Raw genomic sequence first — 20,198 nt, 5'->3', positions numbered from 1 at the left:
GAGGCCGAGACGACAAAACCCGCCATCCCCGATATGGGGATGGCGGGTTTTTTGTGCCTGCAAAGGATCAGGTCAGCGTTTTCTGCCTGAGAATGTAGATCGTCACCAGCACTGCGCTGGTCAGCATGAAGCCGCGTGCCCAGGGCAGCGGCACCAGATAACAGGAGAGCAGAATGCTGAACCACATCAGGCCGATGGCGTAGACCTTGCCCTTGAGTGGAATGCCGTTGCCCTCCAGGTAATCACGAATCCACGGACCCAAGCGTGGATGCTCCACCAACCAGTGGTAAAAGCGGGGTGAACTGCGAGCGAAGCAGGCAGCGGCCAGCAACAGGAAGGGTGTGGTGGGCAACACCGGCAGGAAAATACCGATCACTCCCAGCGCCACGCTGAGCCAGCCGATGGCCAGCAGCACGTAGCGCAACATCAAGGGCCGGTTGCCTATGGGGTTGTCCACAGGCACAACCTTAGTGGTGGCGTGGCTTGAGGATCGCCGGTTTTTCGTCTGGCGCGTTGCACAGCAGGTACAGCGCCGTCAGGGCTTCCGGAATTTGAACGATCATGTCGTCCATCAGGTTGGCGTCCGCCGCGATGTCAGAGAACTCGGGCTGCTCGTCGAACAGGCCGGAGCCGACCATGATCGGCAGGAGCATTTCGCTGACTTCTTCTTCGGCGGTTTCGAACCAGGCCGCTTCGCGCAGGAACACGCCCTCCATGAAGCCGATGCACCAGCCGCGCAGGTCGGAGTCGTCCGGGTCGTCGCCCAGGTCCAGCTCGCAAGGCAGCTCGAACTCTTCGTCCGACGCCAGTTGGCGGGCAATGTGCGCCTTGAGGGCGAGCAGGGTGGATTCGATCGCTTCACGCTCGGTATCGTCCGCGTAGTGCGGCTCTTCGGCGAAGAGGGCATCGATCCACTCGCGGTCCGGAACCTGCTCGGAACAGATCGACAGCGCGGTGAGGTAGCCATGGGCGGCCACGTAGTCCAGCGCCTCGTCATGCAGTTCATCGGCGTCGAGGAAGACTTGCAGGCGGGTCAGTTGCTCAGCGAAGGACATTAAAGGGCTACCTTGGGAATTAAACAGATGCGGGAATTCTAGGCCTTCTTGAGCACACAGGCCAGCCGCGCGGTGTAATCGATCCGCAGAACACCGCCATCCCCCCTGTGGGAGCAGGCTTGCTCGCGAAGAGGGCGTGTCAGAAGACATCAACGTCGTCTGACCCACCGCATTCGCGAGCAAGCCCGCTCCCACAGGGGATCTCAGTGTATTTGAGTTCCAGTGTCTTCTCAGCGGCACCCTGCGCACGGAAGGCCTCGGGTATACTTGCGCGTTTTGTGATGCCCTGCCGGCGTTGCGGCTCAAATGTACAGCGTCATGCAATGCGCACTTACCATTTGCCAGTGCAGCGTTGTCGCTAGTGAACCAGCCTTGCAGGGATGTTTCGGTGATTTTTGGAGTTTTTATGCTCGAACAGGCTCAACGCGTCCTCAAGGACATCTTCGGCTACGACAGTTTCCGTGGCCGCCAGGGTGCAATCATTGAGCGCGTGGCCAGCGGCGGCGATGCCCTGGTACTGATGCCTACCGGGGGCGGCAAGTCCTTGTGCTTCCAGGTGCCGGCGCTGTTGCGCGAAGGCCTGGCGGTGGTGGTTTCTCCGCTGATCGCGCTGATGGACGACCAGGTCGCGACCCTTGAAGAACTGGGCGTTGCGGCGGCCTCGTTGAACTCCACGCTGAGCGCCGAGCAGCAACGCGACCTTGCCGAGCGGATCCGTCGTGGCGAAGTGAAAATGCTCTATCTGGCACCCGAACGCCTGGTCCAGCCGCGCATGCTGGCATTTCTGCAAAATCTCGATATCGCCCTGTTTGCCATCGATGAAGCCCACTGCGTTTCGCAATGGGGCCACGATTTCCGTCGCGAATACCTGCAACTGGGACAACTGGCGGAATTGTTTCCCCATGTTCCGCGCATCGCCCTCACCGCGACCGCCGACAAGCGAACCCGTGAAGAGATCGTCGAGCGCCTGCACCTGCAGAATGCCGAGCGTTTTCTCTCCAGTTTTGACCGCCCGAATATCTTTTACCGCATCGTGCCCAAGGAACAGCCGCGCAAGCAGTTGCTGGCGTTCCTCGCCGAACGGCGCAGCGATGCCGGCATCGTTTACTGCCTGTCGCGCAAGAAAGTCGACGAAGTGGCCGTGTTCCTCAGTGAACAGGGCTTTCCTGCGCTGCCGTATCACGCGGGGCTGGCCAACGAAACCCGTGCCGAGCACCAGCGGCGATTCCTCAATGAAGAAGGCCTGATCATGGTTGCCACGGTGGCGTTCGGCATGGGCATCGACAAGCCGAACGTGCGTTTCGTCGCACACCTGGATTTGCCCAAATCCCTTGAGTCCTACTACCAGGAAACCGGTCGCGGCGGCCGTGACGGTCTGCCGGCAGACGCGTGGATGGCCTACGGCCTGCAAGATGTGGTGATGCTCAAGCAAATGCTGCAAAACTCCGAAGGCGACGAACGCCACAAACGCCTGGAGCAGCACAAGCTCGATGCGATGCTGGCGCTCTGCGAGGAAACCCGCTGCCGTCGCCAGACGCTGCTGGCCTATTTCGACGAAGACATGCCCGAGCCGTGCGGCCACTGCGACAATTGCGTCGATGGCGTACAGACCTGGGATGCCACTGAACCGGCTCGCCAGGCGCTCTCGGCCATCTACCGCACCGGCCAGCGCTACGGCGTCGGCCATCTGGTGGATGTGTTGCTGGGCAAGGACAACGAAAAAATCCGCAGTTTTGGTCACCAGCATCTGTCGGTCTATGGGGTGGGCAAGGCGATGGGCGAGAGCGAATGGCGCTCGCTGTTCCGGCAACTGGTGGCGCGGGGTTTGGCCGACATCGACCTGGAGGGCTACGGTGGACTGCGCCTGAGTGATACCTGCCGGCCGCTGCTCAAGGGCGAAGTCACCCTGGAACTGCGTCGCGACCTCAAACCACAGACCACGGCGAAAAGCAGCAAGAGCCAGGCGAGCCAGTTGGTGCGCGGGGAGGAGCGCGAGCAATGGGAAGCCTTGCGCGCCCTGCGTCGCAAGCTTGCCGAAGAGCACGGCGTGCCGCCTTACGTCATCTTCCCCGATTCGACCCTGCTGGAAATGCTGCGCAGTCAGCCGACTTCGCTGGCGGAAATGGCCCGGGTCAGTGGCGTCGGTGCTCGCAAACTGGAGCGTTACGGCGAGGCGTTCCTCGAAGTGCTTGGCGGTCAGGTCGAGGCACCGAAGGCGGTGGCCGACGTTCGCCACGAATTGATCACGCTGGCACGCGCCGGCATGACCCCGTTGCAGATTGCCGGCCAACTGCAATGCTCGGAAAAGAATGTCTACACCATGCTCGCCGACGCCATCGGCCAGCAGCAGTTGTCGCTGGAGCAGGCGCTGGATTTGCCGGAAGAACTGATGGGTGAAGTGCAGGATGCATTCCTCGACGGTGAAGGCGAACTGCCGTCGGTTGCGCAGGTCGCTGAACTGTTTGCCGGGCGGGTGCCTGAAGGGGTGTTGTACTGCGTCCGGGCTGCGCTGCAATCGGAATTCGAGATCTGACGCGCAAAACTTGATCTCGGTCTATTGATGTAACGATTCAGTGCAGAGCAAACCTTGCCTCGAGTCGAAGGCCATGCTTAGCTGACTAATAATTAGTTTTATCGATTTCAGTCTAACCATGAGTGTTTTATGCCGTTAACCGAACAACACCGCTTTGGCATGCAATTGGCTCAGATGTCTCGCGGCTGGCGTGCCGAACTGGATCGCCGGCTGGCCGGCCTGGGTTTGTCGCAGGCGCGCTGGCTGGTGCTGCTGCACCTGGCGCGTTTCGAAGCAGCACCTACCCAAAGGGAGCTGGCGCAAAGTGTCGGCGTCGAAGGGCCAACCCTGGCACGCCTGCTCGATAGCCTGGAAGGTCAGGGCCTGGTGCAGCGCCAATCGGTGGTGGAAGACCGCCGGGCAAAGAAAATCGTACTGTGTGCGCCGGCTCGCCCTTTGATCGAACAAATCGAAACCATTGCCACCCAACTTCGCCACGAAGTTTTTCAAGGTGTCGATGAGGCGGATCTGAAGGTGTGCATGCGGGTTCACGGGCACATCCTGGCGAATCTGGAAAAATTATGAGGCACAAACGAATCTCGGCTTTTTGAGAACCCCCGCTGAGCAGACTATAAAGAACTAGTAGGCAATATCGTGTTCGTACCGGATATGCGAACACGCGTGGTTGTGTTCTGTTATCTAAGGGATGCTCATGCTTGAGAGTCGGCACGTAGTACTGCGAGGGTTCGCCAGGTGTTTGCTGGCCGTTGGATTAGTGGCTTACTCGGCATGGGCGTCCGCGCTGGGGCTGGGGGAAATCACCGTGCATTCGGCGCTTGATCAGCCGTTTCGCGCCGATATCGCCCTGGAAGATGCAGCAGGACTGGAGGAGAGCGACCTGTCGGTCAGTCTGGCGACAGCGGATGAATTCAGTCGTGCCGGCGTCGAGCGCGTGTTCTTCCTCAATGACCTCAAATTCACCCCAATCCTGCGCGGCAATCGCCACCTGATCCGCGTGAGTTCCAGCAAGGCCGTCACTGAACCCTTTCTCGATTTCCTCGTCCAGGTCAATCAGCCCAATGGACGTGTGCTGCGCGAATACACGGTGCTGATCGATCCACCGGGCACGCCGGGCATCGTACCGGTTGCCGATGAGCCGGACACCCGCACGGCGAATTCTCCGTTTCCAAGTGTCACGCCGGCTGCCGCTGCGCCCCCTGCGGCGAAGAAACCTGCCACAGCCACGCAGCCTGCTTCGCCTGCCGCTGCGGTTGCCGATGAATCCGCCGAGCAGTTGGCCGCCAGCGTGCTGAGCAACCAGCAGCTGCAAAAAAACGTCGACGAACTGAACGCCAGGCTGCAAGCCCAGGACGAACAGATTGCGGCACAGAAAAAACAGATCACCGAACTGCAAACCCGTCTGGCGGAAGTCCAGACGGCACCAGCGGCCGCTCCGCAACAGGCAATACCGGCGCCGGTCGCGGTTGAAGAGCCCGAAGGCATCAACTGGCTGCTGGTTGTCGGTTTGCTGGCATTGATCGCCTCGTTGCTGCTGGTGGCGTTCGTTCGGCGTCAACGCCAGCAAGCTCGGGCGGTGCCCGAAGACTCACCCGCATCGGCGTCGCGCCATGAACCGGTGCTTGAGCCGGTCTTTGAACCGGTGCAACAGTCTTCTCTGTCGAAACCTGAACAAGACCATCACGACGAATCGCCCACCGGCGATGTGTTGGAAGGTGTGGGCCTTTATCTGACTTACGGTCGTTTTGCCGAAGCGGCCGCCCTGTTGCGCGATGCGCTGGCCAAGGAACCCCAGCGCACGGATCTGGCCATGCAATTGCTGGACGTTCTCGGTAAGCAGGGTGACGAACCCGCCTACAACGCCCAGGAAAAAAGCCTACGCGAGGCGGGGTTCGATCCACTGCAACTCCGGGACATGCGAACCCGTTTTCCTAAACTGAGCAAGCCCGCGCCGGTTACAGCGATACCCGTCGTCGCGGCCGCCGCCCCCGTCGTGACTCCCACGATCGAAAACAACGCTGGCGATGAGTTTCAGTTGAACCTCGATGAGCTGTCGATGGATTCAAACTGGGATCTGGTCAGCCCCTTCGAAGGCAGTGAAATGGCGGAAAAACCAACGGATCCGGCATTTGCATCGAACCTGCATGTGTTGCCATTCGAGATGCCGGGAGAACCGACGCGGGATGAGCCCGAGCTGGAGTGGATTGCCGAACCGGATGCCCAGACGCTGGACGATGACTTTCTCAATGAGTTCGCTGATCCCGGTCAGTCGCTTGAGCTTGAAGCGCTGGAGCTGGAACCGTCGGGGACGAGCAACGCGGACAAACTGGAACAGGCGCAGACCTGCATCGATGAGGGTGATCTGGACAGCGCCATTGACCTGCTTAACCAGTTGCTTGAAGACGCTGATGAACCACTCAAGCAAACCGCACGTACGTTGTTGGCCGGTATCCGCTGAGCCTCTATCATGACGGCGCCCTTTGGCTCAGGAATCTGCCCCGTCATGAATACGCAAAAACCCGAAATTGTCATCACCTACTGCACGCAATGCCAATGGCTGTTGCGTGCCGCCTGGTTGGCGCAGGAACTGCTCAGCACCTTTGGCGACGATCTGGGCAAGGTGTCGCTGGTGCCAGGCACCGGCGGAGTGTTCCACGTTTTCTGCAATGGCGTGCAGATTTGGGAGCGCAAGGCGGACGGTGGTTTCCCCGAGGCCAAGGTGCTCAAGCAGCGGGTCCGTGATCAGATCGATCCGGACCGCGACCTCGGGCACAACGATCGCGCTCAGTGAGAGGCGGCTTCGGCAACCATCACTTTTTTGCCGGGTCCGCCTGACAATCTGGCAGACACCACAATGGCGACGATGATCAAGGCGCCACCAATCAGCATGCGCAGCGTCGGATTTTCGTTGAACAATAGCCAGGCCACGGTAATGCCGTAAACCGGCTCCATGGCGAACACTACTGCGGCGGTCCTGGCCTTGATGACGGCGAGGCTGGCGACGAACAGGCTGTGGGCCAGGCCCGTGCAGAACACCCCGAGCAGGGCAATCCACAGCCAGTCGAGCGCGCGGACTTCGATCAGTTGAGGCGCGGCCACCGGCAACAGGCATACCGCAACCACCACGTTCTGGCACAGCGCTGCCTGTACCGGGGCTATTTTTGTGGAGCTGGCACGGTTGGTCAGCGACAGCAGTGAAAACAGCAAGCCGGACCCCACCGACCAGAGCAGCCCGATGGTGGCGCCACTGGCGAGGTCGAAGTCCGGTGTCACCAGCACCAGTCCGACACTCACCAGCACCACCAGGATGATTTCATTGGCACGAATGCGCTCGCGGAAAATCAGCCCTTCGAGGATGACGGTGAACGCCGGGAAACTGGCAAAACCCAGGGTGGCAATGGCGACACCGGCGACTTTCACGGAAATGAAAAAACTCACCCAATGGCCGGCCAGCAGCAGGCCACCGAGCAGCAGGCGGCACCAATCCGAAGCGTTGAGCTTGTGCCAGCGCCTTTGGCTGGCCAGGCGTGAGAATACGCCGAGGGCGAGCACGGCGAAGGCTGCACGGCCAAAAACGATGATGGCGGGGGAGGCGGCGGCGAGTTTACCGAGCACGCCGGTCAGGCCAAACATCAGGGCACCGATATGCAGGGCGCCAAGGGCGGTACGGGGAGTCATTGCAATCCTTGGAGAACGTTGAGCCACGCTGACGGGCATCGTCAGTGGCTCCATTAAAGCGCATCGCCTCCCGCGCGGTCTGTCGCCAGGCTAGCGAGTTTTGTCGCTGGCCTCTCGTCGCAGTTTTCCTGGTGAGGTGCCAAATTCGCGAAGCACGGCTGCGCAAAATGCACTTTGTGAACTGTAGCCTGCCCGGACGGCAATCTCGCCAATGGGCAATGCCGAGGTGCGTAACAGCCGCACCGCCATATGCAGGCGTCGACTGCGGATGTAGTCCATCGGCGTCTGGCCGCATTCGGCAACGAACCGCGCGTGCAGCCGTGCAGTGGACAGGCCGCAGATACGCGCCAGATCAGCCACTTGCAGTGGGTAGGCTGCACACTGGTCAATGTGGGCATTGAATTCGGCGTAGGGCAGTCGGCGTCCGCCGCCTGTCTCGGGTACGACCCCGTTGAGACTGGCCAGCAGCAATACGGCGCCCTGTTGCGCAATGACCGGGTCGTTGACCGGGCTGTTCGCCAGCCAGTTGACCAGGTTGTCTTGTGCAGTATTCAGTGGCAGGCGCCCGGGATGGTCGAGCAGGTGCCGGCTGGCGTCGGCATGATCGCCAAGGTTTTGTGTCACCCACCCGTCACTCGGCACATCCAGCACCAGGCAGCGGCTACCGTTGGGGCTGCCACAGGCATGGTGGAAGCCGGAAGGAACCACCACGAAACTCTGCTGGACCACTTGGCTGCCACGCCCGTCGACTTCGAAATCCAGTGCGCCCGACAATCCGAACACCAGTTGCGCGTGGTCATGGCTGTGGACGATCTGGTCATGGGTGTATTGGCGCAGTGTGAGCAGCGGTCTCATCGCGGGTCTCCCAAATAAGGCTGACAGTTTACACCGCGCTCGCCCTGGCGCGTTGTCACAGGACTGACTCGCGCCTGTCATGGGCGATTAACCCGCTCGGCGCAAGCTTGCAAAAACAATCGCAGAGGGTTGCCCATGACCAGCGCCGAGCTCGCCAAACCCAGTCGTAAGCAACGTGTGCGAACCTTGTGGATTTCCGATGTGCACCTGGGCACCCGGGATTGCCAGGCCGAACACTTGTCGCAGTTTCTCAAGGGCTACCACGCCGACAGAATCTACCTGGTCGGCGACATCATCGATGGCTGGAAGCTGCGCGGCGGCATGTACTGGCCCCAGGCGCACACCAATGTGATCCGCCGCCTGTTGACCATGAGCAAGCGCGGTACCGAAGTGATCTACGTCACCGGCAACCACGATGAATTCCTGCGGCGCTATTCCAAGCTGATTCTTGGCAACATCCAGTTGGTGGACGAAGCGATACACGTGACTGCAGACGGTCGCCACCTGCTGGTGATCCACGGCGATCAGTTCGACGTAATCACCCGTTATCACCGCTGGCTGGCCTTCCTCGGTGACTCGGCCTACGAGTTCACCCTGACCCTCAACCGGTGGCTCAACCACTGGCGCGCTCGTTACGGTTACGGTTACTGGTCGTTGTCGGCGTACCTCAAGCACAAGGTCAAAACGGCGGTCAGCTTTATCAGCGACTTCGAAGAAGCCATCGCCCACGAATGTGTCAAACGGGAGTTGCACGGGGTGGTGTGCGGCCACATTCACCACGCCGAGATACGCAAGGTTGGCGAGGTGGATTACCTCAACTGCGGTGACTGGGTGGAATCCTGCACAGCACTGATCGAGCACTGGGATGGCTCGATCGAGCTTTATCGGCTGGCGGATGCCCAGGCGCGAGAGGCGGAATTGAAGGCCCTGAAAATCCCGGAACCTGCCTGACCTCCTGTAGGAGCGGGCTTGCCCGCGATGAATTCCCTCGGTCCATCAGGCCGGCGCATGCTCGGCCATCGCCGCCTTGTAGATCGACTGCTTGGGCTGGGTAAACAGGCGTTGCATCATCGGTTCGAAGAAACTCAATGGCAGCGTGTCGTAAGCCGGGTCAAATGCCGCCGCATCGTATTTGGCACAAAACTCGATGGTCGCCTGGTACTGCGGATGGTCGCTGAATTGCTCGCGTAGATGCCGGTCCATGCCCAGGTGATGAAAGAAGTAGTAGCCCTGGAAGATTCCGTGCTTCTCCACCATCCACAGGTTTTCGGCACTGACGAAAGGCTTGAGAATCGCTGCTGCGATGTCCGGGTGATTATAGGAGCCCAAGGTGTCGCCGATGTCGTGGAGCAGGGCGCACACCACATATTCCTCATCGCGACCGTCGCGCCACGCACGGCTGGCGGTTTGCAGGGAATGGGTCAGGCGATCCACCGGAAAACCGCCAAAATCACCCTCGAGCAGTTTCAGGTGCGCCATGATCCGTGTCGGCAATTGTCTGGCGTAGGCACTGAAATCTGCGGCGATGATCGCCCAGTCCTCTTGCGTGCCATCCTGCATGTGGGTGAAGCGGGCATTGGCATTCATCGCTCATCCTCTTGTTCTGTACGAGGGGGGCAGCCTCGGGCCTAGAACGGCACGCGGCCCAGGACCATGTCGCGGTACATGACGAAATCGCCGAGCAGGCTGTAAAAAGGGTGCTGAAAGGTCGCTGGCCGGTTCTTCTCAAAAAAGAAATGCCCGACCCAGGCGAAACTGTAGCCTGCCAGCGGGAGCGCCAGCAGCCACAGCCACGCGCCTTTGCCAATGCTCAGGGCCACGATCAGGATGACCAGCGTCGTGCCGATAAAATGCAGTCGTCGGCAAGTGCTGTTGCTGTGCTCACTCAGGTAATACGGGTAAAACTCAGCAAAGCTGTTGAAACGCCTGATATTTTCCACGACCGCGATCTCTGTGTTTATTGTTATGACTGCAAGTTGTTCTGCGGGGAGCTTATTTGAGTCTAGAGTGATCATTGGCGTCAGCCAGTGACAATGGGCGCCACTTTAGTATCCTTCGGAAATTGGCCGTAAGATGCGGCTCTTCATGTAAGTAAACGCCATGAGCGAAAGAACGACTTCTGCAAGCTGGGCGATGGGGATTGTCAAGGCACTGGAAATGGACGGTCTGGATTGCCGGGCGTTGTTCAAGCAGCTGGGGCTCGACTACGCGTTACTGGAAGATCCGGACGCGCGCTTCCCGCAGGATTCCATGACACGGTTGTGGCAGCGCGCCGTCGAGCTGTCCGGCAATCCGGCCATTGGCCTCAACATGGGCAAGGTGGTGAGACCGGCCTCCTTCCATGTAGCCGGTTATGCCTTGATGTCCAGCCAGACCCTGGCCGATGGCTTCAAGCGGCTGGTGCGCTATCAGCGCATCATTGCCGAAAGTGCCGACCTGAGTTTTCGTCTTCTGGATGAAGGTTATGCGCTGATCCTGACCGTGCACGGCGATCATCTGCCACCGACCCGACAAAGCGCCGAGGCTTCGCTGGCTTGTGCGCTGGCCTTGTGCGGCTGGTTGAGCGGACGCACGCTGCATCCGCACAAAGTGCTGATCCAGGGTGAGGAACCCGTCGATCTCGAACCCTATAAACAAGCCTTCCATGCCCCGTTGGTGTTCAACGCGCCGTATGACGCGCTGATTTTCGAGCGCGCTGACATGGAAGCGCCGCTGCCAACCGCCAACGAGGCGATGGCGCTGCTGCATGATCGCTTTGCCGGGGAATATCTGGCGCGGTTCTCCGAGAGTCGGGTGACCCATAAGGCTCGCCAGGTGTTATGTCGCCTGCTGCCCCAGGGCGAACCCAAGCGCGATGCAGTGGCGCAGACCCTGCACCTGTCGCAACGCACCTTGCAGCGACGATTGCAGGAAGAAGGCACCAGTTTCCAGACCCTGCTCGATGACACCCGTCGCGAACTGGCCGAGCAATACCTGGCGCAACCGACCATGACCCTGCTGGAAATCGCCTACCTGCTGGGGTTCGCCGACCCGAGCAATTTTTTCCGCGCTTTCCGTCGCTGGTTCGATGCCACCCCCGGCGAGTACCGGGTGCGGCTGTTGGAAGCGCCTAACCGGGTCAGTGACGCCAGAACGCCGGAATACACAATACGAACACCGTAATGATCTCCAGTCGGCCCAGTAGCATGCCGAACGAGAGGATCCACTTGGCGGCATCCGGCAGGCTGGCGAAGTTGCCCGCCGGGCCGATGGTTTCACCCAGCCCCGGGCCGACGCCGGACACGGTGCTTGCCGCCCCCGTCAAGGCGGTCATCCAGTCGACGCCCAGCAACGACAGTAGCAGTGCAATAACGCAGATGGTGATGGCGAAGAAGAAGGAAAACGTCAGGATCGAGCGCACGATTTCTTCGTCGAGTCGGTGACCGTTGTACTTCTGCTTGATCACTGCGCGCGGGTGTATCAGCTGGTTAAGGTTGGCCTTGAGCAGGATGTAGGCGACCTGGAAGCGGAAGATCTTGATCCCGCCCGCCGTCGAGCCGGAACAGCCGCCGACAAAACCCAGATAGAAGAACAGCATCAGGGAGAAATTGCCCCAGAGGCTGTAGTCCCCCAGCGCAAAACCGGTGGTGGTCACCACCGAGGTCACGTTCAGCGCCACATGGCGCAACGCATCCAGCCAGTGTAATTGGGTGGTCCACCAGTACCAGGTGCCGAGCACCAACCAGGTCACCAGCAACATGCCGAGCAGGCCCTGTACTTGCTGGTCCTTGAGCAGAGCCTTGCGGTTACCGCGCAGGGTCGCCACGTACAGGGTGAACGGCAGGCTGCCCAGAATCATGATGACGATGGCCACCCAGTGCACCGCCGGTTGTGTCCACTTGGCCAGGGACAGGTCGGAGGTGGAGAAGCCCCCGGTTGAAATCGCCGACATCGCATGGTTGATCGCGTCGAACGGACTCATGCCGGCCCACCAGAAGGCCAGGCTGCCGAGAATGGTGATACCGACGTACGCCGCCACGATCAGGCGCGCGACCATGTGCGAGCGGGGCATGACCTTTTCCGAGCGGTCCGACGATTCGGTCTGGAACAGGCGCATGCCACCAATGCGCAGCAATGGCAGGATCGCAACCGCCATGCCGATAAAACCGATGCCGCCTATCCAGTGCAGCAGCGAGCGCCACATCAGGATGCCCGGAGACATGCTGTCCAGGTGGTTGAGCACCGTGGAGCCGGTCGCCGTGATCCCGGACATGCTTTCGAAGAACGAGTCGGTGTAGCTGATGTGCTGGGTCAGCAGGAACGGCAGTGCAGCGAAAATGCACACCACCAGCCAACTGCTGACCGTCAGCAGGTACATGTCCCGCGGACGCAGGTGCACATGCTCGGGGCGACCGGGGATCACCAGCGCCAGGCCGGCCAGGAAGGTGATCATGCTGGACCAGAGGAACGAGGGCATGTCGCTGGTGCGGTCGAAAATGATCAAGGTGGCCATGGGCACCACCATGGCGATTGCCAACGTGATCAGGAAGAGGCCGATGATGAAACCAATGGTTCGTAAGGTCGGCAACGCCATGAAGTCCGCTCGGGCTGAAAGGGGGAAGGGCGCCATTCTACCCATGGGGCAGGGCATGTAAACCGGCACTGCCGGACGCTTACCGCTAGAATAGCCGGACAATTTTTTCAGGAGGTGGCCGATGCAGGCTCTCGACGCTTTGCTCAACCGTGTTTCTGTTCCGCGTTTGCTCGATCCGGCTCCGACCGCAGCGCAGCGTGAAGTGCTGTTCAACGCGGCGATGCGCGCTCCGGACCACGGTCACTTGCAGCCTTGGCGCTTCCTCACCGTCGAAGGCGCAGCACGGGAGCAGATGGGCGAATTGCTGGCCGAAGCGGCGCAACTGCAGGACAGCGAAGTGTCGGAGGCGGCGTTGGACAAGGCCCGTAACGGGCCGTTGCGCGCGCCACTGGTGGTCGTGGTGATCGCGCGGTTGCAGGATCACGTGAAATACCCGAAGTCCGAACAACGGCTGGCGGCAGGTTGCGCAGCCCACGGGATTTTGCTGGCGGCCTATGCGCAGGGGATTGGCGCCGTGTGGCGCACTGGTGAACTGGCCTACTCGCCGCACGTGGCCAAGGGCCTGGGTCTGACTGAAGGCGAGGAGGTGATTGCCTTCCTGTACCTCGGCACGCCGCAGAAAGACCCGCGTGTAGCGGAGAAAGAAGACCTGACGAAGTTTGTCAGCGCGTGGTCGGGTCAGTAATTGACAGAACTACCCACCCTGTGGGAGCGTGCTTGCCCGCGATAGCGGTCTTTCAGTTTAAAAATTTGGTGACTGACACGCAGCTATCGCGGGCAAGCCCGCTCCCACAAGTGGGGCAAGTACGACCAAGTTACGGCTGCGCCACCACCCCCGGCACCAGCGGCAACTCCAGCGTGGCCACAAACCCGCCCTGCGGATGATTGGCCAGCGCCAGGCTGCCGCCATGCCGTTCCGCCGCACGCCGGGCGATCGCCAACCCCAGGCCATGGCCCGCTGCGGTCTGCCCGGGCGCCCGGTAAAACGGTTCGCCCAGCTGACTCAAATGCTCGTTGTCCACACCAGGACCATGGTCGCGCACCTGAACCACGATTCGTTCGCCTTGACGCCGAGCCTGCACTTCGATCGGTTGACCGACCGGGTTGAAGCGTTGGGCGTTGCGCAACAGGTTATCCACCGCGCGTTCGATCATGGTCGGCCAGCCCCTGAGGCTGAGGTTTTCCTCGGCGTCCAGGTCGACGGTCTGCTCCGGCGAGCCCAGTTGCGCGTCCTTCTGCAGGGTGCTCAACAACGCATTGAGATCGACCTCTTCAGCGCTGGCGTTGTCGGCATCGACCCGCGCCAGCACCAGGATCTCGCTGATCAGTGCTTCCAATCGATCACACTCGCGGGTCAGGCGCGGTGACAGTTTTTCGCGCTCCTGCGGGCTGGCTCGCTCGGCCAGCGCCAGCGCAATGCGCAATCGTGCCAGCGGTGAGCGCAGTTCATGGGACACGTCACGCAGGAGCTGTCGCTGACTGCCAATCAGGCTTTGCAAGCGTGCGCCCATGCGATTGAAATCGTTGGCCAGTACGCCGAACTCATCGCGACGATTGGCCAGTTTCACCAGGCTGTTCTGTTGGTAAGTGGTTTGTCCCAGGTCATGCACCGCGCCACGCAGGCGACTCAGCGGGCGAGTGATGGACAAGGTCACGAGCAGGCTGAACAGCGTCAGCACCACCAGTGCGATGCCCAGGGCGCTCAGTGGCCAGAGCAGGCTTTCGCGGTGCCAGGCGTCCAGTTCCGGGTGGGGAATTCGGTAGATCAGCAGATAGGTGTCGCCGGTCTTGGTGCTGGTGTACTCATCGGTCACGCGGCGCCAAGGCAGGCGTTTGTCGTCGTTGTTCTGGCGCGCTTCGAAGGCGGCGGCACGGCGCGGGAAGGTGCCCCGCACCACCGGATCACCGCTTTCGTTGAACACCTGGACATCGATGTGATACTGGCGTTTGCGCTGTTCGAGGATGTCCTGGGCTGCGTCTTCACCCTGCGCCTCGTAGGTCTGCGTCCATTCCTCGGCCAGGGTGTTGAGGCCCGGATGACGGCTGAGGATCCAGGCGTCCTGGTTAAGCATGTGCCCGAGCAGGATCGACAGCCCGGCAACCAGGGCGATGGCCAGCCAGAAGCTGGCCAGGATACGCCAGAACAATGAACGCACGGAAATCTCCAGGCAGACGACGATGGATGTGGCCCCGCCATTCACTGTAGGAGCGAGCTTGCTCGCGATAGCGTACTGTCAGTTGACCTATTTGCAGACTGACACACCGCCATCGCGAGCAAGCTCGCTCCTACAGGTTTCCGGTGTTGCCATAAACACCCGGGAGCAGCAAAAACAAACCCGGCGGTATCAACCGCCGGGTTCGGGGTTAACGCATTATTGCGCTTTTTGCGGTTGTTGCGCTTTCCAGGCCTTGAACTCGGCCCATTCAGCTTGGCGCTCCGCTCGCTTTTTCTGGATTTCGTCGAATTTCTTCTGTTGATCCGGTTTCAGCAGCGCCCGTACATCGGACTCGGCTTTCTTGTGGTTGGCCGCCATCTCGTCTTTCATGGCTTTCTGGTCCGCTGGCGAGAGTTTCTCCAGGTACTTGTCGACCACTTGCTTACGCTCGTGCATCTGCTCGCCCATGATCTTGCGGATCTGCTCGCGCTGTTCGCGGCTCAGGTCCAGTTGGCTGTAAGGGCCTTTACCGCGCATCTCGTGCATCTGGCCGCCGTGGCGAGGGCCGTCCAGCGGGCCACCCATGGGGCCAGCACCTTCAGGCATGGCCATGGCAACGGTGGGCAGGGCAGCTGCGAACATCAGGGCGATAAGAGTCTTGCGCATGGTGAATCTCCTTGTCTCGTTCCCGGTACGTTCCGGATGAGTTCAGATTACGGAGTTCAAGGTCAGCGGCGGTCAGCGCAACGTAAAGCTTGGGTAAAGACGATTTCGTCGCGTGCTGACACATCAGCAGCCGTGCGTGAGCCCGGCTGCCGCAAAAGGTCAGAGACTGTAGTAATAACCGCGGCTGCGCAGGGCGACGATGCGGGGGCGGCCGTCAGGGTGGGGGCCGATTTTCTTGCGCAGGTTGCTCACGTGCATGTCCAGGCTGCGATCGTACAGGGTCAGTTTGCGGCCGAGGGCGATTTGCGCCAGTTCCTGCTTGTCCAGCGGTTCACCGGGCTGCTTGAGCAAGGCTTCCAGCAAGCGACTTTCGGAGACGGTCAGGCTGAACTCCTGTTCATCGATGCTGACCACGCCACGCACCGGGCTGAAACACAGGTCGCCCAGTTCAAGCTGGCTGGATACCGCTGCCGGATGACTGCGACGCAGCACGGCGCGCAGGCGGGCGGTCAGTTCCCGGGGGTCGCAGGGTTTGGCCAGGTAGTCGTCGGCGCCCAGTTCCAGGCCGAGGATGCGGTCCAGCGGTTCGCCTCGGGCCGACAGCATCAACACCGGCAGATCCGGGTGGTCGCCGCGCAGTTGCTTGAGCAACTCAAGACCGCTGCCGTCCGGGAGCATCACATCCAGCACCACGGCCGCCGGGGAGGTTTCGGCCAGTGCCCGGCGGGCGCTCTGGCCATCGTGGCAGGCACGCACCTGGAACCCTTCCTGGCTCAGCCAACTGACCAGCAGCTCACACAGCTCCTGGTCATCATCAATCAGTAACAGCTCGCTCATGACTCACTCAATTTAGCCATTGTCGACGTTTTCGACTTGCACCACTGGCGAAGATACCGCAGAGCAGGGCCAAAAGCGCAACTCCCGCACCGATCACAAACCATTGCTGCTGATCTGTGAGGAAACGTTGCAACGGACTGCTGGCCTGGGTCTCCTTGAGTTGCAGCTTCAATCGCTGGTTCTCCTGGCGCAAGCGCGCCAGTTGCGCGCTTTCACGTTCGGCATCGACATTTTGCAGTTGTTTGCTCAGTTCTTCCCGCTGCGCCTCGCTAGCCTTCAAGCGTTGCTGCAACTCGGTGATCTGGGCGCCGGCGCTCAAGGACAGCGGCGTCGAATGGCTGCCCTCGGTGGTTTCCTCACCGTGGGCGGGCGCGACAATCGACAACGTGACCAACAGCAGACACAACGGACCTTTGCGCATGGCAACTCCTGAATTCCAATCGAGTATTGGGCAGGTTGTCGGCAGGCAAACGAGAATAATGAGCGATTGAGAGCGCGATGAACCGCGAAGGTTCATCGCGAGCCAGGACTTTAAGGCAGGACTTGCTTGAATGGCTTGACCGAAACGTTGGCGTAGACGCCGGCAGCGATGTACGGGTCGGCATCGGCCCAGGCCTGGGCAGCGCTCAGGGAATCGAACTCGGCGACGATCAGGCTGCCGGTGAAACCCGCTGCGCCGGGATCATTGCTGTCGACCGCAGGGTGCGGGCCGGCCAATACGATACGGCCTTCGCCCTTGAGCACTTGCAGACGCTCGAGGTGCGCGGGGCGCGCGGCCAGGCGGGCTTCCAGGGAGTTGGCGACGTCTGTGGCAATGATTGCGTAAAGCATGTCAGTCCTCGGTTTTTGGCGTGGTGGTATCGGTGTCGTGCAGGTGGCGCGACAGGTAGATGCCCTGGGCAACCAGGAACAGCACCGTCATGCCCAGGCTGCCGAAGACCTTGAAGTCGACCCAGTAGTCCTGGAAGGTGAACGCGACAAACAGGTTGGCGGCGCCGCAGAACAGGAAGAAGGCGATCCAGGCAATGTTCAGGCGTGTCCAGACAAGGTCCGGCAACGTCAGCGCGTGACCCATGATGCGCTTGATCAGCAACTGATTGCCGATGAAGTGACTGCCAATGAACGCCAGGGCAAACAGCCAGTTCACCACCGGGGCTTTCCATTTCAGGAAGGTCTCGCTATGGAAGGCCAGGGTCAGGCTGCCGAAGACCAGGCAGGCGATGAGCGTCAGCCATTGGCTTTTTTCCAGCTTGCGCTGTTTGATGAACAGGGCGCCATAGACCACAAGGGAGCTGATGATGAGCATCGCGGTGGCGCTGTAGATACCGCCTACAGTGACCTGGTGACCGGCGATGTCGACAACCCGAGGGTCTATTTTGAATACGATGAAAAACAGCAGGAGCGGGATGAAATCGATGAATTGTTTCACAGTGGCAGCCAGAAGCAGGATGTGGCGGCATAATAACAAACATATGGGCGCGCGATAGCGCCAGCTGATTTGAGGTCATGTATCCCCGTGAATGTCGATTTGCACTGCCACAGCACCGCCTCCGATGGTGCGCTCGCGCCCGCCGCCCTGGTGGCGCGCGCGCATGAGAAGGGCGTGCAGGTCCTGGCCTTGACCGATCATGACACCGTCGAAGGCCTTGAAGAGGCGCGCAGCGCGGCGACGGCACTGGGGATGCAACTGATCAATGGTGTGGAGTTGTCCTGCACCTGGGGCGGCGCGACCATCCACGTATTGGGTTACGCATTTGACCCAGACGCGCCGCCGTTGGTCGAGGCAATAGCCCGATTGCACGATGGGCGTTGGCTACGGTCTGAAGAAATAAGCCGCAAGCTGGCGCTCAAGGGCATGCCGGGGGCGCTGGACGGCGCCCGTGCCATCCAGCAGGAACTGGGCGACAGCGGCAATGCGCCGGCCCGTCCGCATTTTGCCGACTGGATGGTGCGAGAAGGGTTCGTCAAGGATCGCGCCGAAGCGTTTCGCAAATGGCTGGGCGCGGGCAAGCTGGGGGACGTCAAGCAACACTGGCCGGCCCTGGAGGAAACCGTGGAAACCCTGCGTGCATCCAATGCCTGGGTCAGCCTGGCACATCCCTGGCACTATGATTTCACGCGTAGCAAGCGTCGTCGGCTGATTTCTGACTATATTCAAGCGGGAGGCCAGGCGCTCGAAGTAGTCAATGGTCATCAGCCCGCCGAGCAAGTGGGCAGCCTTGCCATCCTGGCTCGGGAGTTTGGTCTGCTGGTCAGTGCCGGCAGTGATTTTCATGGCCCTGGAGGCTGGTCCGAGATCGGCGAATACCGCCCGCTCCCGGAGGATCTGCCACCACTGTGGTGTCGATTCAAACATGACCCAATTATTACCGTCGTCTGAACAGGTAGAGAATGTGAGTCAATTTTTCCAGATTCATCCGGAAAACCCGCAAGCGCGTCTGATCAAACAGGCTGTCGAGATCATCCGCAAGGGCGGGGTGGTGATTTATCCCACCGACTCGTCCTACGCCATTGGTTGCCAGATCGGGGACAAGGTGGCCGTGGAACGCGTACGCCGCCTGCGTGGGCTGGACGACAAGCACAACTTCGCGCTGATCTGCAGCGACCTGTCGCAGCTGGGGCTGTTCGCCAAGATCGACACCGGGACCTTCCGTATCCTCAAGGCGCATCTGCCGGGGCCCTACACGTTTATCCTCAACGCCACCCGCGAAGTCCCACGGCTATTGCTGCATCCGAAAAAACGCACCATCGGCCTGCGGGTGCCCAGTCATCCCATTGCCCTGGCGCTGCTGGCCGAGCTCGGCGAGCCGCTGATGAGCGTCACGCTGATCATGCCCGGCGACACCGATCCGCTGAGCGATCCGTACGAGATGCGCCAGTTGCTGGAGCATCAGGTAGACCTGATCATCGACGGCGGTTTTGGCGGGATCAAGGCGTCCACCGTGATCAACCTCGCCGATGGCGAGCCGGAAGTGATCCGCGTCGGTTGCGGCGACCCTTCGCCGTTCATGGCCGAGGCCTAGATGTCGGCCGTGGAACCCGCTGTCGACAGTCAGGCCGGCGCCCAGCAGGAACTGCCCTTTGCCATGGTCTATGGGCAGGCGGTGCTGGAAATGCCCCTGGACCTGTACATCCCGCCCGATGCGCTCGAAGTGTTTCTCGAAGCCTTCGAAGGCCCGCTCGATTTGCTGCTGTACCTGATCCGCAAGCAGAACATCAACATCCTTGACATCCCGGTGGCGGAAATCACCCGCCAGTACATGGGTTACGTCGAGTTGATGCAGTCGGTCCGCCTGGAACTGGCCGCCGAGTATCTGGTGATGGCCGCGATGCTGGCCGAGATCAAGTCGCGGATGTTGCTGCCTCGGGCGGAGACTGTCGAAGACGAAGAAGACGATCCGCGCGCCGAGTTGATCCGCCGCTTGCAGGAGTACGAGCGCTTCAAGAACGCGGCCGAAGGCATCGACGGCCTCAGCCGTGTCGGTCGAGACGTGGTGGTGCCAAAACTGGATGCCCCGGAGGCCCGGGCCCGTAAGTTGTTGCCGGATGTCAGCCTGGAAGAGCTGCTGATGTCGATGGCCGAGGTGCTGCGCCGCGGCGACATGTTCGAAAGCCATCAGGTCAGCCGCGAGGCCCTGTCTACTCGCGAGCGCATGAGCGATGTGCTGGAGCGGCTCAAGGGCGGCGGTTTCGTGCCGTTTATCGAGCTGTTCACTGCCGAGGAAGGACGCCTGGGAGTGGTGGTGACTTTCATGGCGATCCTCGAACTGGTCAAGGAATCCTTGGTCGAGCTGGTGCAGAATGAGCCGTTCGCGGCGATTCACGTGCGAGCCCGAGCCGAATAACGA

The 20,198-nt window shown here is 60.8% G+C and carries 23 protein-coding genes; 10 read left to right on the top strand and 13 right to left on the bottom strand.

All coding sequences use genetic code 11. The features are described 5' to 3' along the window. Positions 1-67: 67 nt before the first annotated feature. Both AB4N64_RS17895 and AB4N64_RS17890 read right to left on the bottom strand, forming a co-directional pair. Complete coding sequence (locus tag AB4N64_RS17895) at positions 68-427, bottom strand: YbaN family protein (RefSeq protein ID WP_460126794.1); 360 nt, start codon at positions 425-427, stop codon at positions 68-70. 40 nt (positions 428-467) lie between these two features. Further along, on the bottom strand, positions 468-1,055 hold the full coding sequence (locus tag AB4N64_RS17890; RefSeq protein ID WP_192302196.1) for a UPF0149 family protein: 588 nt from the start codon (positions 1,053-1,055) through the stop codon (positions 468-470). A 406-nt stretch (positions 1,056-1,461) separates the two neighbouring features. Here AB4N64_RS17890 and recQ point away from each other — a divergent pair, with 406 nt between their 5' ends. The 4 genes from recQ to AB4N64_RS17870 all read left to right on the top strand — a co-directional run bounded on the left by recQ (position 1,462) and on the right by AB4N64_RS17870 (position 6,376). Continuing rightward, positions 1,462-3,588 (top strand): DNA helicase RecQ, encoded by a 2,127-nt coding sequence (gene recQ / locus AB4N64_RS17885; RefSeq protein ID WP_460117216.1) that lies wholly within the window; start codon positions 1,462-1,464, stop codon positions 3,586-3,588. Positions 3,589-3,717: 129 nt separating this feature from the next. Beyond that, entirely contained in the window at positions 3,718-4,152 is a 435-nt protein-coding gene (locus tag AB4N64_RS17880) for a MarR family transcriptional regulator (protein ID WP_460117215.1), read from the top strand. A 127-nt stretch (positions 4,153-4,279) separates the two neighbouring features. Then, positions 4,280-6,043 carry a FimV/HubP family polar landmark protein gene (locus tag AB4N64_RS17875; protein ID WP_460117214.1) on the top strand — a complete coding sequence of 588 codons (1,764 nt, stop codon included), beginning with the start codon at positions 4,280-4,282 and terminating at the stop codon, positions 6,041-6,043. A gap of 45 nt (positions 6,044-6,088) precedes the next feature. Then, positions 6,089-6,376 (top strand): Rdx family protein, encoded by a 288-nt coding sequence (locus AB4N64_RS17870; protein WP_460117213.1) that lies wholly within the window; start codon positions 6,089-6,091, stop codon positions 6,374-6,376. On the opposite strand, the gene AB4N64_RS17865 is transcribed toward AB4N64_RS17870, so the two are convergent. Next, positions 6,370-7,263 (bottom strand): DMT family transporter, encoded by an 894-nt coding sequence (locus AB4N64_RS17865; protein ID WP_460117212.1) that lies wholly within the window; start codon positions 7,261-7,263, stop codon positions 6,370-6,372. The genes AB4N64_RS17870 and AB4N64_RS17865 overlap by 7 nt on opposite strands. Positions 7,264-7,353: 90 nt before the next feature. Beyond that, positions 7,354-8,118, bottom strand: coding sequence for a helix-turn-helix transcriptional regulator (locus AB4N64_RS17860; protein ID WP_460117211.1), 765 nt, complete (start codon positions 8,116-8,118; stop codon positions 7,354-7,356). Between the two features lie 135 nt (positions 8,119-8,253). Here AB4N64_RS17860 and AB4N64_RS17855 point away from each other — a divergent pair, with 135 nt between their 5' ends. After that, complete coding sequence (locus AB4N64_RS17855; RefSeq protein WP_460117210.1) at positions 8,254-9,069, top strand: UDP-2,3-diacylglucosamine diphosphatase; 816 nt, start codon at positions 8,254-8,256, stop codon at positions 9,067-9,069. Positions 9,070-9,114: 45 nt separating this feature from the next. Here the strand turns inward: AB4N64_RS17855 and AB4N64_RS17850 are convergent, their stop codons facing one another. Both AB4N64_RS17850 and AB4N64_RS17845 read right to left on the bottom strand, forming a co-directional pair. Next, positions 9,115-9,705: an HD domain-containing protein gene (locus AB4N64_RS17850; RefSeq protein ID WP_460117209.1), complete on the bottom strand. Its 591-nt coding sequence runs from the start codon at positions 9,703-9,705 to the stop codon at positions 9,115-9,117. A gap of 41 nt (positions 9,706-9,746) precedes the next feature. After that, positions 9,747-10,058 carry an Mpo1-like protein gene (locus AB4N64_RS17845; RefSeq protein ID WP_460126792.1) on the bottom strand — a complete coding sequence of 104 codons (312 nt, stop codon included), beginning with the start codon at positions 10,056-10,058 and terminating at the stop codon, positions 9,747-9,749. Between the two features lie 160 nt (positions 10,059-10,218). On the opposite strand from AB4N64_RS17845, the gene AB4N64_RS17840 reads away from it, so the two are divergent. Beyond that, positions 10,219-11,280, top strand: a complete 1,062-nt coding sequence (locus AB4N64_RS17840; RefSeq protein WP_460117208.1) for an AraC family transcriptional regulator — start codon at positions 10,219-10,221, stop codon at positions 11,278-11,280. Here AB4N64_RS17840 and AB4N64_RS17835 read toward each other — a convergent pair. Continuing rightward, positions 11,237-12,691, bottom strand: coding sequence for a TrkH family potassium uptake protein (locus AB4N64_RS17835; protein WP_460117207.1), 1,455 nt, complete (start codon positions 12,689-12,691; stop codon positions 11,237-11,239). The genes AB4N64_RS17840 and AB4N64_RS17835 overlap by 44 nt on opposite strands. Positions 12,692-12,812: 121 nt before the next feature. On the opposite strand from AB4N64_RS17835, the gene AB4N64_RS17830 reads away from it, so the two are divergent. Beyond that, positions 12,813-13,376: an NAD(P)H nitroreductase gene (locus tag AB4N64_RS17830; RefSeq protein ID WP_460117206.1), complete on the top strand. Its 564-nt coding sequence runs from the start codon at positions 12,813-12,815 to the stop codon at positions 13,374-13,376. A gap of 130 nt (positions 13,377-13,506) precedes the next feature. On the opposite strand, the gene AB4N64_RS17825 is transcribed toward AB4N64_RS17830, so the two are convergent. The 6 genes from AB4N64_RS17825 to AB4N64_RS17800 all read right to left on the bottom strand — a co-directional run bounded on the left by AB4N64_RS17825 (position 13,507) and on the right by AB4N64_RS17800 (position 17,779). Beyond that, positions 13,507-14,847, bottom strand: coding sequence for a sensor histidine kinase (locus tag AB4N64_RS17825; protein ID WP_460117205.1), 1,341 nt, complete (start codon positions 14,845-14,847; stop codon positions 13,507-13,509). 216 nt (positions 14,848-15,063) lie between these two features. Next, complete coding sequence (locus tag AB4N64_RS17820; protein ID WP_460117204.1) at positions 15,064-15,513, bottom strand: Spy/CpxP family protein refolding chaperone; 450 nt, start codon at positions 15,511-15,513, stop codon at positions 15,064-15,066. 159 nt (positions 15,514-15,672) lie between these two features. Further along, positions 15,673-16,350 carry a response regulator transcription factor gene (locus tag AB4N64_RS17815; protein ID WP_460117203.1) on the bottom strand — a complete coding sequence of 226 codons (678 nt, stop codon included), beginning with the start codon at positions 16,348-16,350 and terminating at the stop codon, positions 15,673-15,675. Positions 16,351-16,357: 7 nt separating this feature from the next. Continuing rightward, positions 16,358-16,771 (bottom strand): translation initiation factor 2, encoded by a 414-nt coding sequence (locus AB4N64_RS17810; RefSeq protein WP_460117202.1) that lies wholly within the window; start codon positions 16,769-16,771, stop codon positions 16,358-16,360. Between the two features lie 110 nt (positions 16,772-16,881). Then, on the bottom strand, positions 16,882-17,181 hold the full coding sequence (locus AB4N64_RS17805; protein ID WP_008156126.1) for a YciI family protein: 300 nt from the start codon (positions 17,179-17,181) through the stop codon (positions 16,882-16,884). 1 nt (position 17,182) lies between these two features. Continuing rightward, positions 17,183-17,779, bottom strand: a complete 597-nt coding sequence (locus AB4N64_RS17800) for a septation protein A (protein WP_460117201.1) — start codon at positions 17,777-17,779, stop codon at positions 17,183-17,185. A gap of 87 nt (positions 17,780-17,866) precedes the next feature. On the opposite strand from AB4N64_RS17800, the gene AB4N64_RS17795 reads away from it, so the two are divergent. Genes AB4N64_RS17795 through AB4N64_RS17785 form a run of 3 tightly spaced genes read left to right on the top strand, consistent with a single transcriptional unit; the run spans position 17,867 to position 20,195 of the window. Next, complete coding sequence (locus AB4N64_RS17795; RefSeq protein WP_460117200.1) at positions 17,867-18,730, top strand: PHP domain-containing protein; 864 nt, start codon at positions 17,867-17,869, stop codon at positions 18,728-18,730. 13 nt (positions 18,731-18,743) lie between these two features. Continuing rightward, entirely contained in the window at positions 18,744-19,373 is a 630-nt protein-coding gene (locus AB4N64_RS17790) for an L-threonylcarbamoyladenylate synthase (RefSeq protein WP_460117198.1), read from the top strand. Then, the gene (locus AB4N64_RS17785) at positions 19,374-20,195 is read left to right on the top strand and encodes a segregation and condensation protein A (RefSeq protein ID WP_460117197.1); all 822 of its coding nucleotides are present in this window, start codon (positions 19,374-19,376) and stop codon (positions 20,193-20,195) included. Positions 20,196-20,198: the final 3 nt, after the last annotated feature.

The sequence above is a fragment of the Pseudomonas sp. S2_C03 genome (assembly GCF_054668405.1).
This window is presented reverse-complemented; position numbering and strand designations above follow the sequence as displayed.

Bases quoted from the DNA above. Each gene is read 5' to 3' on its own strand.
- AB4N64_RS17895 (WP_460126794.1), bottom strand. From the start codon at position 427: ATGTTGCGCTACGTGCTGCTGGCCATCGGCTGGCTCAGCGTGGCGCTG.
- AB4N64_RS17890 (WP_192302196.1), bottom strand. From the start codon at position 1,055: ATGTCCTTCGCTGAGCAACTGACCCGCCTGCAAGTCTTCCTCGACGCC.
- recQ (WP_460117216.1), top strand. From the start codon at position 1,462: ATGCTCGAACAGGCTCAACGCGTCCTCAAGGACATCTTCGGCTACGAC.
- AB4N64_RS17880 (WP_460117215.1), top strand. From the start codon at position 3,718: ATGCCGTTAACCGAACAACACCGCTTTGGCATGCAATTGGCTCAGATG.
- AB4N64_RS17875 (WP_460117214.1), top strand. From the start codon at position 4,280: ATGCTTGAGAGTCGGCACGTAGTACTGCGAGGGTTCGCCAGGTGTTTG.
- AB4N64_RS17870 (WP_460117213.1), top strand. From the start codon at position 6,089: ATGAATACGCAAAAACCCGAAATTGTCATCACCTACTGCACGCAATGC.
- AB4N64_RS17865 (WP_460117212.1), bottom strand. From the start codon at position 7,263: ATGACTCCCCGTACCGCCCTTGGCGCCCTGCATATCGGTGCCCTGATG.
- AB4N64_RS17860 (WP_460117211.1), bottom strand. From the start codon at position 8,118: ATGAGACCGCTGCTCACACTGCGCCAATACACCCATGACCAGATCGTC.
- AB4N64_RS17855 (WP_460117210.1), top strand. From the start codon at position 8,254: ATGACCAGCGCCGAGCTCGCCAAACCCAGTCGTAAGCAACGTGTGCGA.
- AB4N64_RS17850 (WP_460117209.1), bottom strand. From the start codon at position 9,705: ATGAATGCCAATGCCCGCTTCACCCACATGCAGGATGGCACGCAAGAG.
- AB4N64_RS17840 (WP_460117208.1), top strand. From the start codon at position 10,219: ATGAGCGAAAGAACGACTTCTGCAAGCTGGGCGATGGGGATTGTCAAG.
- AB4N64_RS17835 (WP_460117207.1), bottom strand. From the start codon at position 12,691: ATGGCGTTGCCGACCTTACGAACCATTGGTTTCATCATCGGCCTCTTC.
- AB4N64_RS17830 (WP_460117206.1), top strand. From the start codon at position 12,813: ATGCAGGCTCTCGACGCTTTGCTCAACCGTGTTTCTGTTCCGCGTTTG.
- AB4N64_RS17820 (WP_460117204.1), bottom strand. From the start codon at position 15,513: ATGCGCAAGACTCTTATCGCCCTGATGTTCGCAGCTGCCCTGCCCACC.
- AB4N64_RS17815 (WP_460117203.1), bottom strand. From the start codon at position 16,350: ATGAGCGAGCTGTTACTGATTGATGATGACCAGGAGCTGTGTGAGCTG.
- AB4N64_RS17810 (WP_460117202.1), bottom strand. From the start codon at position 16,771: ATGCGCAAAGGTCCGTTGTGTCTGCTGTTGGTCACGTTGTCGATTGTC.
- AB4N64_RS17805 (WP_008156126.1), bottom strand. From the start codon at position 17,181: ATGCTTTACGCAATCATTGCCACAGACGTCGCCAACTCCCTGGAAGCC.
- AB4N64_RS17785 (WP_460117197.1), top strand. From the start codon at position 19,374: ATGTCGGCCGTGGAACCCGCTGTCGACAGTCAGGCCGGCGCCCAGCAG.